A 16,426-nucleotide genomic window follows, 5' to 3' on the forward strand; every position below is an offset into this window, starting at 1 on the left:
AAGTGTAAAGGAAAACGGGCCGTTACACTTTCGCCCTTTACACCGCACGGGCGGCCCCGCTTACACTTTTTTATTCTGCTTTCAGCGTCTTCACCGGATTCATCAAGGCAGCTTTAACCGCTTGATAACCAATGGTAAATAAGGTGATTGCAATAATGGATGCGCCCGTAATTAGGTACACATCCAACCCAACGGTAATGTGATACGAAAACGCCTGAAGCCATTCATCGGCGGCCCACCAAGCCAAGGGAAAAGCAATGAAAACAGCGATCAATACCAGTTTCAGAAAATCCATGGACAGCATGATGGCCACATTTCCTACCGTAGCGCCCACAACTTTTCGGATACCGATTTCTTTCTGACGTCGTTGTGCCGTAAACGCCGCCAAACCAAACAGGCCGAGGCAGGAAATAAGAATGGCAAGTCCGGCAAAATAGCGTGATAAAACACCAACCCGGTGTTCGGCTTCGTAAAGGGCTTTGTAATTTTCGTCCAAAAACTGATAGTCAAATACCAGCCCTTTGTGGTATTTTTGAAACAACGCCTGCACCTGAGCGATAGTTTGTCGCTCCGTTCCGCCCTGAATTTTCACCATTACGTTGGGCATAATGGGATATACCTGAAAAAAGCAAGGTTTGACCGTTTCGTAAAGCGATTCAAAATTGAAATTCTTCACTACACCGATAATTTGTCGCTCCCTTCCCCAAAATTTGATGGTTTTACCAATCGGGTCTTTCAAACCCATGCTTTTGATAGCCTCTTCGTTGAAAATGATTTCATTTTGAGCATTCTGATTTTGGGAAAAATTGCGCCCTTCTTTGAGTTTTATTCCCGTTGTTTCAATGAAATTGTAGCCGACTTCCAAATTTGAGAATTCAATGTCTTTACCGGGAGGTTTGCCGGGCCATTCAAAACCGGAAATAGCTCCGTGTGCACCCGTTAGGTTGTGGTAATAACTGGAAGCACTGACGACCCCCGAAATAGCTTTAACGTCATTCAAAAATGCCTCGGCAGTTCGTAATTTGACGGAATCCATTTCCAACGGAATTTCAAAATGGATGATATTGTCGCGGTTATAGCCCAAATTTTTGGTTTGGATGTATTCGATTTGCCGATAAACCACTAAAACCAATACGATAAATACGACCGAAACAGTGAATTGAAACACCACTAACCCTTTTCGCACCCAAATTTCGCCAATGGACGTTTTGAGTTTTCCTTTCAGTACCGCAATAGGATTAAAACCCGAAAGATACAGGGCGGGGTAACTTCCTGAAAGCAAGCCGGTAATAAAGGTGATGCCAACGATGGAGAGGATAAGCCAAGGTTCAAATTGCAGGCTGATTTGTTTTCCTGTAATGCTGTTAAATTCAGGAAGCAGCAAAAAAAGCAGGGGAACGGCCAAGCCTAAAGACAAAAATGCCAATAAAACGGATTCGCCCAAGTACTGAAAAATAAGTGAACTGCGGAGCGCACCGACTACTTTTTTGATGCCCACTTCTTTGATTCTTCCCGAGGCTTTGGCTGTCGATAAGTTCATGAAATTGATGCAGGCAATGACCAGGATAAACAGCGCTATAATCGAAAACAGCTTCACATACGCAATTCTGCCGCCGGCCTGTACGCCGTTCTCAAATTGTCCGTGCAGGTATTTGTCCGAATAGCGAATGGCCAACAATTCATGCGTCAGACCCTTTTCTTTTGAAGAAATGTAATGTTTGATTTTTTGGTTGAATTGGTCAAGGTTAGTACCTTTTCTTAAAATTACGAACGTACTGGGGTCGCTGTTTCCCCAGGATTTCATGGACGGACGCTTTTCAACAAACAGATCAAAGTTGAACAAAACGTCAAATTTATTGGTGGAAATAGCCGGATTGTCTTTAAAAATACCACCGACTGTGTAGTTGCCGCTAAACTCACCATTGTCCCATTTTATTGCTTTTCCGACGACGCCGTTGGTTGAACCGAACAATTTCGTAGCCAAGTCTTCCGATACGGCAACGGTGCTTTTATCTGAAAGCAATCCTTTGGCATCTCCCTGAATAAACGGACAGGTAAAAACATTGAAATAATCCTGTCCGATAAATTGCCCGCCCGCTTTCAGATGGTTTTCGCCAAAAGAAATGACTCCTTTATTGGAAAACCAAGAAGCAGGAACGACCGAAACCGCATGTTCAATCTCCGGGATTTCGGCGGCCAACGCTTTTGCCAAAAGGCCGGGAGTGTGGTTGATGGTGCGAATGCCGTCTTCGTGTTTGTGATTGGCCATCACCTGAAAAAGCTGCGCGTCTTTTTCGTTGTCTTTATCAACCTGCAATTCATCATTGACCCACAGGTAGATCAATAAAGTACAGGCCAAACCAGTAGAAAGGCCCATCAAATTAAGAAGGGTAAATTGGCGGTCTTTCAACAAATTTCGCCAGGCGATTTTAAAATAGTTGCGTAGCATAGTCGGGCTGTATGAATAAGTTTTTGGATATAGAATTTTTTGACGTTTGATGTATCTTGGTTTCATAAATCCCACTATTTCCCACCAATAATGCCATTTGGCGCGACGCTCTCCAATGCGTTTGACTTGGTAGTCAAACTCCTCATGCAAGTCACCTTGAATGTCTTCCAGCAAATGCGGCGCACAGAACCATTGAAGGAATTTGTCAGCTAAGCGGGGCGGTCCGACGATTCGGGGTCTCATAGTTTTTAGGTTGAAAGGGGAAGGAGAAAACGAGACCGCCGAAGCTGCCCTGTTTCTTCCTTTACACCTTACGTATATGTATTGCTGATGTTTGGGATTTTGGAATTCGTCAGCCCGTAACAAAATCCCAATGGATTTACAAAAGCTGATGAAAAAAGCCTAATGCCAACTATTGGCGATACCATATTAGCTGTAATTTTTTGACTTCATTTTAAAATTCCGGTGCATTCGAATTCAGAGAAATCATAATACTTTCACCCAAAACAGCTAAGCGATGAGATGAGGTTTGGTCAGTTTGATTTGTGAATAAAATGATTCCCATTTTTAGTTCGGGGTACAATATGCACCAACTACTCGCACCCGGTACATTACCATTTTGCCAAATAACTCTAATATCTTTTGTTGTTTTATACATACTCCAATTAAGTCCTACTGAAAATCCACCTTTACTAATTGAGGTCGTGGGTTTATGTGTTAATTGAACTACTTTATTTTTTTCATTCAATTGCCATTTTATATATTTTAACATATCATTTACTGTAGATTTTAAAGAACCTGCCGCTTGAAATTGGTCTGGACCGGGTGAGGTTTCATTTCCAAACTTATCATAACCTGATGCAAAACGGGTTTTGTCAGATGGGGTTATAGTGATTTTGGTATCATTCATTTTTGCCAGTTTTTTTAAATACATTTTCACTAAACTTTCATAAGTTTTGCTATAAATATTTTCTAAAATGTATCCGGCCAGTTGCCCTGCTGCATTTGAATATTGTTCTTTTAAGCCCGGTATTGTATCAAGTTTTACTTTTCGTAAATCCTCGTAAAAATTCTGCCTTGAGTAATTTTTAAGTAACTGAGCTGAAATTAAGTTAGGTGATATAGTGGTGTCATTAAAAGCATTCGGCTTATTTGGAAGGAAAAACGGCAGACCTGATGTATGGTTTAAAAGTTGATAAATTTTTATAGGGTGACCATCGTATTCAAGATTTGGAAAACTGCCTTTTAGGTGTTTACGAATATCATCATCAATGTTAAGTTTACCTTCAATTTGTGCTTGGGCAAGTAATACACCTGTTATTGTTTTGGTAATTGATGCCAAATTGTATAAAGTATTTGCAGTTGGTAAATTATGAGTAATCTTATTTGTTTCACCATAATTGTAAGTGCAAAATTGCCCATCGAAATAAATGCCGATGGAAAGACCTACAGAATGAGAATTGAAAAAGAATTCCTTCACAAATTTGTCAGTTATACTATCTGCTTTTGTATGAAATAAATTGTCACTTGCTAAAGGTTTTGTTTGAGCAATACTAAACGTTGAGTAAAAACAAAACAAAAATAGGATTAAGCTACTTTTCATCTTTGAATTATAAAGAGTCAATTTAAGTATTGCCAAAAAATACACCTTACACTCTTCCTTATTCCGTTTTCAAACTCTTCACCGGATTCATCAACGCCGCTTTAATGGCTTGGAAACTAACGGTCAACAAGGTTATAGACAACGCACCCACGCCCGCCGCTGCAAAAATCCACCAAGAAATTTCGGTTCGATAACTGTATTGTTGCAGCCAGCCATTCATAAAGTAATACGCAACGGGCGAGGCAATGAACAGTGAAATGAGTACCAACACCACAAAGTCTTTGGACAATAGCCCCCAAAGATTAGGAACGGAAGCGCCCAATACTTTGCGAATACCGATTTCTTTGGTGCGTTGCTCAGCCACAAACGAAGCCAAGCCAAATAAGCCCAGACATGAAATAAAGATAGCCAAGGTCGCAAATAGCCCTGATAAAGTTTTGGTACGTTGTTCGTTTTCAAACTGATTGGCGTATTCTTGATCAACGAATTGATAATCAAATGGATAAGCGGCGTTGTATTTCTTGAAAACCTGCTCGGCTTTGGCAAGATTGTCGGCTGTGGAATGGGCTGAATTTAATTTTATGTGCATGGTATTAAACCAAGCGCCCGGGCCTTGAATCACGATGGGTGGAATGTCTTCGTAAGGCGAGCCGGAAACGTAATCTTTCACCACACCAACGACTTGCCATTTGGTTTTAGCATCCTTGCTGAAAATCAGTTGTCCCACCGGATTTTTAAAATTCATCAGCTTGACGGCTGTTTCATTGAGAAGTACCGAGAAACTGTCGGTCGGGTAGTTAGTAATATCAATATCTCGTCCTTCGATTAATTTGAGGTCGGCTGTTTTTACAAAATTGGCATCCGAACTGAATAACGTGAGGGTCGTATTGGTATCTTTCGGTGCTTCACCGGGCCATCTCAGTCCCCACGTGTGCCATCCGTTTTGCGTTATTCCGCCCATGGTTTTGGTCACCGAGGTCACACTTCCCGAATTGATCAATTCCTGCTTGATAAGCGAGTAATTTTTATCAATATCACCCACAAAATCGACGTGAATCAAATTGTTTTTGGAATAACCCATTTCTCGGTCCTGCGCATATTGTATCTGATTCCTGACTACAACCGTAGAGATAATGAGTAAAATGGCAAAGGTAAACTGTATCACTACCAGTACTTTACGAGGAGACACGGCGGCCTGACTTTTTTTGAATTGCTTTTTGAAAATACCGATGGGATTAAAAGACGACAGATAAAACGCCGGATAACTTCCTGCCAATAAACTCGTAAAGACCAGAAACGCCAGTGCCCAAAGCCAATAAGACACGTTGGAGTACGGAACGACGAGTTGGGTATTGATGAGCGTATTGAAAGAAGGCAAGGCAAACTGCACGATGAGCAACGCAACGATTCCCGCAATGCCGGCCGTCAGAAATGCTTCCATCATAAATTGCCCGATCAGCAATCCTTTGCCCGCGCCCGCCGCTTTCCGAATACCCACTTCTTTGGCGCGTTTTTCACTTCTGGCTGTGCTTAGGTTCATGAAATTGATGCAGGCGATCAGCAAAATAAAGGCCGCGATCAATCCAAACGTCCGAACCGTTTCGATGCGTCCTCCCACCGATTTTCCATTTTCGAATTCGGAATATAAATGCCATTGACTGAGTGGAAAAATGAAATGCGTCCATACGTCATCCCGCCCGGCGTAGCGGCGCGTCATGTCTTTGATTTTTGCCTCAAAGGCTGCGGCATTCGTATTGGGTTTCAACAGCACATAGGTAGGCGTATTGTTGCTGAGCCAGCTTTCATTGTTGTAGCCTTCACCGCGTTTTTTCAGATAATCCCAAGGCAATAAATACTCAAAGGAAAAATCGGTGTTGGGGGGCAGGTCTTTTAAAATGCCGGTCACAATGAAATTGTCCGCTACATCAATTTGAATGGTTTTGTTCAACGCCTCTTCTTCTCCAAACAGTTTTTTTGCGAGCTTTTCAGTGATTACAATAGAATGAAGATTGCCTAATTGTTTGTTTTCAACCCCTTTTAACAAAGGAAAACTGAATAGTTGGAGGAAAGAAGGATCAACAATATTTCCTTCAATGCCGGTAATGCTCTTGTCGTTGGCGGTCACCAAAAAGCTGCTGATTCCCTTCACACGGGCAACGGCTTCCACTTCCGGATAGTCTTTTTTCAGGGCCGGGCCAAGCGGTTGCGACGTGACCGAAATCGCAAAAGCTTCGCCATCTACGTTGCCTGATAAGCCATATACCTGATAGATACGGTCTTTGTTGGCATGAAAGGTGTCAAAACTGATTTCATTCTGTAACCACAACACGATCAGGCACGTACCCGCCATTCCAATGGCCAACCCGACAATATTGATGAAAGAGAAACTTTTTCCGGCAACCAAATTACGCCAGGCGATTTTGAAATAACTGCGTATCATATTCGGGCTGATTAAATAGATTTTAGGATATGGTGCCGATTTCCTTTTGATATATCTTGGTTGTACAAATCCCAGTATTTCCCACCAATAAAGCCACCGAGCGCGACGCTCGCCGATGTGCTTGACTTGGTATGCAAACTCCTCGTGCAGATCTCCCTGAATGTCTTCCAGCAAATGCGGTGCGCAAAACCATTCAAGGAGACGGTCGGCAGAGCGAGGTGGTTCAATTCGGGGTTTCATGATAAGGCTTGGTAGTGGACGGACGCAAGTGGCGGGCGGACGCGAGGCCCGCCCCTACGTTTTTCTTACTCTGTTTTCAAACTCTTCACGGGATTCATCAACGCCGCTTTAATGGCTTGAAAGCTGACCGTCAATAAAGTAATACTGACGGCCAAGATGGCCGTAACCACAAAAATCCACCATTCGATACCGATTCGGTACTCAAAATCCTGCAACCAGTGATTCAGTCCGTAGTGAGCTAAGGGAAACGCGATGCCGTTGGCGATCAATACCAGTTTTACAAAATCTTTGGATAATAAACCGGTGATATTTGCAATGGAAGCCCCCATCACTTTTCGGATGCCGATTTCTTTGATGCGTTGCTCGGCGGTAAAAGTGGCTAACCCAAATAAACCCAAGCAGGCAATCAAGATAGCAAGGATAGAAAAGCTTAAAAGCAGTTGTCCGGTGCGTTGCTCAACGACGTATTGCCGCTCTAAGTCCTGATTGACAAACCCATAACTGAAAGGATGATTCGGCTCAAATTTTTTATAAATTCGGGCAATATCGGCTAACGCTTGCTGTGTTTGGCGGGGACGGGTTTTGACCAGCAGGTTGAAATACCTCTCTTTAGGACGAAAACGAACAATGAACGGTTCGATCTTAACGCTCATCGGACGGAAATGGAAGTCGCGCAATATACCTACGATCTCTCCGTCCAAACCCCAAAAATTCACTTTTTTGCCAAGCGCCTGTTGAGGCGTCCAACCCATGCGGCGGGCGGCGGTTTCGTTGAGAAGATAAGTGCCGTACTTGTTACTTGTGTCGCTTGCAATGGCGGCAGAGAAGTTGCGCCCGGCGGCTAAGGTCATACCGGTTGTTTTCAGAAAATCGGCGTCAACGTTCATTTGAGTGATCAGAAACTCGTCTTTGGGAGTCTTCCCGGCCCATTCTATTTGCGAAGTGTTTTGCATATCTACCAACGTACTCGTGGTAGCCGATACCGATGCAATACTGACTTGCTTTGTCAGTAACTCTTTCAGTATCATGGCTTTTTCGCACACATCGCCTTTGAGGCGTACATAAAGCAACTGCTCTTTATCAAACCCCAATTTTTTGTTTTGCATGAATTGTAACTGTTGGTATAACCCCACTGTGCCAATGATCAAAACGATTGACATCACAAACTGGGTCACTACCAATATTTTCCGAAAACCCGCGCCTGATTTTTTATCGAAAACACCTTTCAACACGCTGACCGGACGGAAAGAGGAAAGATAGAAAGCAGGATAAAGTCCGGTTAAAAAGCTGATAAACAGTAGTACACCGACCATGGAAGCCCAAAAAAGCGGTTGTTGAAAAGGCACGACCATTACTTTTCCGGACAACTCATTGAAAAAAGGCATCAGCAGGTTGAGCAGGAGTAACCCAACTCCCAAGGCCAAACCGGTCATTAACAACGATTCGCCCCAAAACTGCGCGATCAGGCTTGAGCGTAACGCGCCCACACTTTTGCGAACCCCTACCTCCCGGGCCCGTTGCATAGCCCGTGCGGTGGATAAATTGATGAAATTAAATAGGGCAATGAGCAGTACGATCAGCCCCACGATGATAAAAATCCGGACGTAGCGGATGTTTCCGTGTTTGCCCCAATCCGTGCCGAAATCGAAGTCGGAATACAAATGAATGTCACGCAGGGGTTGCAGCAGGAGCGGCGTTTCGTTGCCTTTGTCGTATTTTTTTAACTGTCCTGCCAACTTCTGACTGAAAGCGGCCACGTTGGCATCCCGCCTGATTTTGAGATAGGTATGATAATTATTACTGCTCCAATTGTAACTCCATTTATCATTTAATTCAAAATATTTAAAGGGCAACAACACATCAAACTGAAGGTGCGAACGCGCCGGCGCGTTTTCAACAATGCCTGTCAAACGCACCGGTCGTTCCCGATTATACTGAATGGTTTTTCCCAGAACGGATTGAGTTCGCCAGTCTTTTCCAAAAAAACGCTCGGCCACGGCTTCACTGATCACAATTTCGTCGGGCGATGATAAAACGGTTTGAGGATCCCCTTTCAAAAGTTTAAACCCAAAAAAGGATAAAAAAGAAGCATCAACTACTCGCATGGCTTCGGGTTCAACCGCCGTTTGTTGGTATTGAAGCAATCCCGACCACGCCCCGACTCGAACCGTTTCGGTGATTTCGGGAAAATCATTTTTGAGTGCGGGCGCCAGCGGGCCGGGTGTTACGGCAATGTCATAAAGACCGGTGGCCTGTTTTTGCCTTTCCGTTATGCGATATGTTTGCTCCAATTGCGGTACGGCGCGGTCGTATTGGTATTCGTCCCACACGTACAGCCCGATGGCCAGACAGCAAACCAGCCCGACGGCCAGTCCGGTGATGTTGATGAGCGAGAAGGTACGGTTTTTCAATAGGTTCCGAACCGCGATTTTGAAATAGTTTTGTAACATATCAGGACTATATGAATAGGTTGTCGGATAGGTGCCGTAGTGCGTAGGTTGCCTTTTCATGTATCTTGGTTTTATAAACCCCATTACGTCCCGCCAGTAACGCCAACGGGCTTGTCGTAAGCCAATGCGTTTCACTTGGTAGTCAAACTCCTCACGCAAATCGCCCTGCACTTCCTCCAGCAAGTGGGGCGCGCAGAACCATTGAAGGAGGTAGTCAGCGAAGCGCGGCGGTTTTGTGTTTTGGAATTTCATGTTTCCTGACGTCTATGCCAATGGATTTTAGATAGGCATCGTTAACTTCAATGGGTTAAGACGACTCCAAAAACTAACCCGTACTTCCTGAATTTCCTGCAACGTGCGGTGCCCATAAGCCGTGACCGAAAACAGGCGTTTGCGACGGCCGCCGCGTTCGTTGGTAGGTTCGCCCATTTCCGACCGAACCATTCCTTTTTCTTCCAGACGTTGCAATGCCGAATGCACTTGATTCAGACGCACGCTGCGGCCCGTCTGTTCAATGATTTCGTGCATGAGCACTACGCCGTAAGCCTGTCCATCCAGTACGGCAACGGTCAGTAAAACGATTTCTTCAAATTCTCCCAGATACGTCCGTTTCATCGGTTTGCATTATTTCTATTTTTGCTGAGCAAATAGTTTGCCATTGAAAAGCAGTATTGTTAAATAATTGATTATTAAGTTTTTATAAAAAAGAAAGAGTTGTATTGATTGTCCATAATCGGACAACTTTGTACGCTTTAGGACAGAGAGAATAGTCAAAATTTCCTTGCGTCCCTTGCGATTCCATAGCGTCTATTGCGGTTAAAAAATCGACGTATAGGTAAAGGCAGGCAACCAAGCCCTTTTATCAAAAAACAAATCATTGATTCTATGAAACATATCACCAAATACCTCCTGTGCGGATTCCTGCTTTCATTGGGGGCTTTTTCAGGGCAGGCACAGAAAACACCTGAAGACAAAGCGGGCTGGAAACTCGGCTCTCAATCTTATTCATTTCGGTTGTTTACTTTTGCTGATGCTATCCGCAAAATTGACAGCTGCGGCCTCAAATACGTAGAATCCTTCCCCGGCCAAACCATCGGCGGCGGAATTGAAGGAAAAATGGATTTCACCATGGACGCCGCTACACGTACGGCAGTGAAGAAATTAGTAAAAGACAAAGGCTTAACGATTGTGGCGTACGGTGTGGTCAACCCTAAAACGGATGCTGAATGGGCAACTTTGTTTGAGTTTGCCAAAGACATGGGCGTTTTGAACATCAACACCGAGCCTTCGCCGGCGCAAATGCCGTTGGTGCGGAAATTGGCCGACCAATACAAGATCAATGTGGCACTGCACAATCACCCCAAGCCTTCGCGTTACTGGCATCCGGATACCGTTTTGGCGGCGATTGGCGGTAGTAAATATGTAGGTTCCTGCTCCGACATTGGGCACTGGGTGCGTTCCGGTCTTGACCCGGTGGAATGTCTTAAAAAACTGAACGGACACGTATTGGGAATGCACTTTAAAGATGTAAAAAAAGACACACCTGAAGGCCGCTATCACGACGTTGTTTGGGGCACCGGCGATTGCAAAGTAGCAGAGGTCATTGCCGAAATGAAACGCCAAAATTTTAAAGGCCCTATCTCAGTCGAATACGAATACCACTGGGAAAACAACGGTCCCGAAATCGCTGAAAGTGTGAAGAATTTTAGAGAAATCTATAGCCGGACGAAATAAAATCCTGTAGGGGCAGGCCTTGCGTCTGCCCTTTTTTGTGCGTTTTGCCCTTTTTTTCGTATAATATTTTGCGATTATCGGGTGGAGGTAAACCCTGCCTCTACAAATTGTCGTTTGCGTCTTACATTTGCGATTAAATGATTCGCGGTTATCGGGCGGAGGCAAGCCCCGCCCCTACCCTACGTTATTCAACCTTCAACGATTTCACCGGATTCATCAGCGCTGCCTTAACACTCTGGAAACTAACGGTTGTCAGCGCGATGGTTGTTGCCAATGTTGCCGCCAAGGCAATCATCCACCACTCAACGTCAATATGGTACGCAAAATCCTGCAACCATTGATTCATGGCGTACCAAGCCAAAGGCGAAGCAATGAAAATGGCTAACGCTACCAATTGGAGGAAATCAGTGGAAAGCAAGGCGATGATACTCGCCAACGAAGCGCCCAGCACTTTGCGAATGCCGATTTCTTTGGTGCGCTGCGTCATGGTAAACAGTACTAATCCGTACAAACCAAGACAACTGATCAGAATGGCAATTCCGGCAAAAACAACGGATAATTGAAATACCAATGTTTCTGTTTCGTAGAATTTGGCCAATTGGTCATTTAAGTATTCGTACATAAAAACCTCATTCGGGTAGCGTTTTTGCCATGATTGCTGAATAAACTGTAATGTTTGTTTTGAACCTTGACCCGCGATTTTAACGCCCACTTTTTTATATCTATCTGATTGGGTTGCAATAAAACAGGGTTGGATTTCTTCATGAAACGAGCGCAGATGAAAATCTTTAACTACCCCGACAATGGGCAAAGCAATGGGCGAGAGGTAGGTTTCCATTTTACGACCCAAAATTTGTTGCGGATCCTGAATGTTCAGTTTTTTGAGTAATGCTTCATTGACCAAATACTCCCGGATAGTGTCGCCGGGCGAGATATTTCGCCCCGCTGCCAAGTGCAAACCATAGGTTTCCAAATAGTCCGAATCGGCTAATCGTTCCCGAATCGGAAACGTCTCCCAACTGGATTTTCCTCCGAATTTGAATGAGCCGCCATTCATGACCGTTGCTGCCGGCGGGCGGTAAGCAGCACTTACCGATTTTATGGAAGGCGATTGGCGCAAGTCATTCCGAAAGGCTTCAAAAGCGGTTTTTGAGGGGTCGGGTAAATTAATAACTACAACATTGTCTTTTGTAAAACCCAAGTCCGACTCATGTAAATATCGGACTTGATGGGTGACTACTAAGGTTCCTACCAAAAGCGCCTGACAAATGCCAAACTGAAATACAATCAGCAGTTTTCGCAACGGCAAATTCTTCCCTGATTTATTCAATTGACCTTTCAACGCAGCCCACGGACTAAAGCCTGACAATACAAACGCGGGATAACCGCCTGCCAATAAAGTAACTGTCCCGATAAGCAACAACAAAAAAACGATAGCCTGTGTATTGAATTGAAAGGGCGAATCGTTGGGCAGCCATTGATTAAAAACGGGAATGCAAATCAACGTAAAAAGGAAGGCTAAAACGGCTGCCGCCAACACGATAAGGGCTGTTTCGAGCAAAAATTGAAACATGACCTGACGTTTGGTGCTGCCAAGTGTCTTGCGAATCCCTATTTCTTTGCCTCGACTAAGCGCTTGCGCTGTTGCCATATTGATGAAATTGATACAGGCGATCAGAATCAAAAACAGACCAATAACCCCCAAAGACCAAAGCAGTGAAGGTCTGACAGTCGGACTTCCGCCAACTCGTCTGACATCAAAATGAACATCGGCTAATCGTTGCACATGAAACTGAAAAACAGAGGCATTTTCACCAAAATGCTTTTTGGAAAGTGCCGGCAATGCGGCTTCCAGTTGAGGGGCAGAAAGCGGATTTTTGAGAGTAAAATAAACTCGGTCGGTAGAATTCAACCATCCCCAATCATTGACGTTGAAATCGGGCATAAGTCGAGGTAAGGTAGCAATGGAGATGAACAGTTGAATGTCCATATTGGTGGTTTTGGGAGGGTCGGCCAGAACGCCTGTTATTTTAGCTTCGGTCAAATTATTTAAATTGATCGTTCGACCCATAGGGTCCAAACTGCCGAAGTATTTTTTTGCCAATGATTGCGTAATTGCTACGGTATTAGGCTCCTGAAGTGCTGTTTTTGAATTGCCCTGCAACCATTGATAGTCCAGAATATCAAACAGTTCTCTTTCAACAAGGGCGGTTGTATTAAGCTCCAAAAAACGCGTTGCAGAAGATTGATCGGGAAGCCGAACGCTGACCGTAAGTTCACGGTTCATTTTTAAGTAAGCGGCCTGTTCTACTTGTGAGTAGTCGCTTCGAAAGGCTTTTGCCATAGGCAAGGGGGCTTCCGGATAGTATTCAACAGAACCGTCTTCCAGATGAAGGTCTACGACCGCGCGGTAAATACGGTCAAATTTACGATGGTGTCGGTCGGTACTCAAGTGGTAATTGATGAACAGAAAGATAAGCAATCCACTTGCCATACCGACCGATAAACCAATGATATTCAGTGTGGTATACACCCGCTTGGCGCGGAGATTTCGCAGAGCGATTTTCAGGTAGTTCTTGAGCATTTCCGGAAGCTGTAACGGATTTTAGGTACAAGGTACAGAGGAATGAAAAGAACGTCCCGTTAAAAAATGTTAAAGCAGGCAAAGGGCAATGTTGCTTGTCAATTGGCCCGAGTAAGCAGCTTGTCGAGCAGGCGAGGCGGTTTGTTTTGGAATTTCATGGCTTTTGGGTTGAAAGTGTAAAGTGAAATGGTCTTTACACTTTCCACGTTTCCACATTACACTCGTTTTTATTCTGTTTTCAAACTCTCTACCGGATTTCGTTTGGCAATTTTGTAGGTTTGCGGCACAATGGTGAGCAAACCCAGAATCAATAAAATAAGCGACCCAAGTACCAGTGTTCCGATGGTCAAATCCGCTCTGACTACCATGAAATTCAACCAAAGGTTATTTGCAAAATAGGCCGAAGGAGCAGCGATCAAAACTGCTATTGCGATCATAATTAAAAACTCCTTCGCCAGTTGATAATTTAAACTCCATTCGCTCGCGCCAAGCACTTTTCTTACGCCAATTTCTTTGGTTCGACGTTCGGTAGTATAAATCGCCATTCCTAATAATCCTAAACAAGCGATCGTAATGGCTAAAAATGCGAGGAGGCTGACCACAGATGCCAAATCATAAATCCCCTGATTGGTGTTGGATAAGGTATCTTCATAAAATTCGTACTGTATGGGGTGGATGGGGTCAATTGTTTTCCAGCTATCAGTCAGCTCTTTGAGTACGGCATTGGTAGCTCCTCCTTCAATTTTTACAGTAATATATTTCAGTTCTTCCGGATTTGTGTGTAAAACAATGGGTCCTGTAGGTCTGCCGGCAAAAAGCAGGTAAAAGGTAATGTCTTTAAAAACCCCGGCAACCTGTACCGATTGTCCATTCAATTCATAGGTTTGCCCAAGAATTTCGCTTGGGTTTTTGAAACCGAAATTTCGAGTAGCTTCTTCATTGACCAATATTAAATCAGATTTGCCCGTTGTGGTGGATTTTATGTTTTTGCCATATAATAGTTTAATATCTAAGGTTTTAATAAAATTGTCGTCAGTGGTGAGGCTAATGGCATTGAATGTTTTTTCTTTTCCGGGTATTTTCAGTTCGAGGTTGTCATTGCGGCCGGTAGCAGGCAGATAGGCGCATCCCGACAGCTCTTTTACTCCCTTTACATCTTTCAATCTGTTTTTAACTAATTGAAAATCATTGCTTTGTAAATTGATGTTGATAATATTTTTGGGATTAAAGCCGTAATCAAACTGCCTGTAATGTTTAAACTGGTCATAGATCACAATGGAAGTAATGATAAAGATCAGTGATATTGTAAACTGGCTTACGGTCAATACACTGCGAAAACTCCATTTTTTGGCAGAACCCAAACTCCATTTTTTCATGGCAGCCATCGGGCTGGCTTTTGACAATCGGAGGGCGGGGAAAATCCCGGAGATAAAACTGATGATCAAACTGAAACCAACGAAAGCCAAATAAACATAGAGGTTGTATTTCAAATCAAAATTCAGGTATTTATTGATCCAAAGATTTAAAAAAGCAGTTTTGAGAAACAGTAAAAAGAAATTGGCCAGTACCAATGAAAATAAAACGGTGATGGAAGTCTCGCTCAAAAATTGGAGTACTAAGTCTTTGCTTTGTGCACCAATGACCTTCCGCAAACCGATCTCTCCTGAGCGAGTAATTGAGCGGGCAATGGATAGACTCGTATAGTTTAAGCAGGCAGCAAACATAATGACCAACACCAAGCCCCCAAGTATGTAATAAACAAACAGTGGCAACGAGTTTGTCGGGCTATTGTTCACAACAGGGCCGGGGTTGATTTTGGTCAATGACTGAAAGACCAATTTTGATTTTTGTATAGCGGGATATTTACTCAGTTTAAAATTTTTGGAAACCTGAGCAAGGGCATCGTTAAGCTTATTTTCGTCGGCAGTTTTACTTAAAAGTATATACGTATATGCCTGATGGTCGGTGGTCCAATCGTCGACAAGGTCTTCAATTTTCTTTTCTTTATACAAGTGCTCCAACGTAGAGGCAGATACGATGGCATCAAAACTAAGATGTGACTTGTACTCGTGGTCAGCAAAAACCCCGGTAACGGTAAATAAGCCCCAATCGACCGGTGAATGGCTTTCTTCACTCCAAGTATCCAGACCTCTTTGTGAAAATTGAATTGTTTTGCCAATGGGGTCCTGTTTGCCGAATAATTTCTTCGCCATTTTATGGGTAATCACTAAGCTATTGGGTTTTTCAAGGGCAGTAGCTGCATTACCTGCTTCAAGGTCATAACTGAAGACTTTGAAAAAAGATGAAGTGGTAAAAAAACCTCTCATTTCTGAATAATTAAGGTTATGAACGGCATCGCCTCCAAAACCGCGTCTCAGAAGTGCAATCTCCTCAATGAAAGGATAGGCCTTCAATTTGTCCGCAACCGGGAAAGGAATCGTGGCTCTTAAATTGCTGTTGCTCATCGGGCTGGAATTGATACGATATACCCTTTCTTTGTTCTTATGAAACTGATCATAAGAAAGCTGATCGGCGTACATAAGTATCATCAGCATACAAACCGACATTGCCACTGCCAGTCCGAATATATTGATCAACGAAAACGCCTTATACTTGATAAGGTTTCTAAAACCGATCTTAAAATAGTTGCGTAGCATAGTTGGGCTGTATGAATGAATTGTTGGATATTCCGCAGGTTTACGTTTTATGTTGGAAAGGCGCAGATAAGTCAGCGCATCTCGCCAATAGCGTTGTCGGGCTTTGTTAACTCCCAACCTCCGGACCCTCAAAGCATAACGTTCATGCAAATCGCCCAGCACTTCTTCGCGCAGGTGCGGAGCGATAAGCCGGTTGATGAGCTTGTCGAGCAGGCGGGGCGGTTCAGTATGGGGTTTCATGGCTTTTAAGTTGAAAGGTGAAGACAGAG

8 protein-coding genes are annotated in these 16,426 nt (G+C 43.8%); 1 reads left to right on the forward strand and 7 read right to left on the reverse strand.

What is annotated here, in order from left to right:
- Positions 1-70: 70 nt before the first annotated feature.
- From ACQY73_RS20940 to ACQY73_RS20960, 5 genes are all read right to left on the reverse strand, one after another.
- Positions 71-2,692: an ABC transporter permease gene (locus ACQY73_RS20940; protein WP_428654555.1), complete on the reverse strand. Its 2,622-nt coding sequence runs from the start codon at positions 2,690-2,692 to the stop codon at positions 71-73.
- A gap of 211 nt (positions 2,693-2,903) precedes the next feature.
- Complete coding sequence (locus ACQY73_RS20945) at positions 2,904-4,052, reverse strand: serine hydrolase domain-containing protein (protein ID WP_428654557.1); 1,149 nt, start codon at positions 4,050-4,052, stop codon at positions 2,904-2,906.
- A gap of 58 nt (positions 4,053-4,110) precedes the next feature.
- Positions 4,111-6,732 carry an ABC transporter permease gene (locus ACQY73_RS20950; protein ID WP_428654559.1) on the reverse strand — a complete coding sequence of 874 codons (2,622 nt, stop codon included), beginning with the start codon at positions 6,730-6,732 and terminating at the stop codon, positions 4,111-4,113.
- A 65-nt stretch (positions 6,733-6,797) separates the two neighbouring features.
- Positions 6,798-9,434, reverse strand: coding sequence for an ABC transporter permease (locus tag ACQY73_RS20955; RefSeq protein WP_428654561.1), 2,637 nt, complete (start codon positions 9,432-9,434; stop codon positions 6,798-6,800).
- A gap of 27 nt (positions 9,435-9,461) precedes the next feature.
- Positions 9,462-9,797: a PadR family transcriptional regulator gene (locus tag ACQY73_RS20960; protein WP_428654563.1), complete on the reverse strand. Its 336-nt coding sequence runs from the start codon at positions 9,795-9,797 to the stop codon at positions 9,462-9,464.
- Positions 9,798-10,067: 270 nt separating this feature from the next.
- On the opposite strand from ACQY73_RS20960, the gene ACQY73_RS20965 reads away from it, so the two are divergent.
- Entirely contained in the window at positions 10,068-10,916 is an 849-nt protein-coding gene (locus ACQY73_RS20965; protein ID WP_428654565.1) for a sugar phosphate isomerase/epimerase family protein, read from the forward strand.
- 184 nt (positions 10,917-11,100) lie between these two features.
- Here ACQY73_RS20965 and ACQY73_RS20970 read toward each other — a convergent pair whose 3' ends face one another.
- Both ACQY73_RS20970 and ACQY73_RS20975 read right to left on the reverse strand, forming a co-directional pair.
- On the reverse strand, positions 11,101-13,500 hold the full coding sequence (locus tag ACQY73_RS20970) for an FtsX-like permease family protein (RefSeq protein WP_428654567.1): 2,400 nt from the start codon (positions 13,498-13,500) through the stop codon (positions 11,101-11,103).
- Positions 13,501-13,727: 227 nt separating this feature from the next.
- Positions 13,728-16,397 (reverse strand): ABC transporter permease, encoded by a 2,670-nt coding sequence (locus ACQY73_RS20975; protein ID WP_428654569.1) that lies wholly within the window; start codon positions 16,395-16,397, stop codon positions 13,728-13,730.
- Positions 16,398-16,426 lie beyond the last annotated feature (29 nt).

This window comes from Runella sp. (genome assembly GCF_965279615.1).
Classification (GTDB): domain Bacteria; phylum Bacteroidota; class Bacteroidia; order Cytophagales; family Spirosomataceae; genus Runella.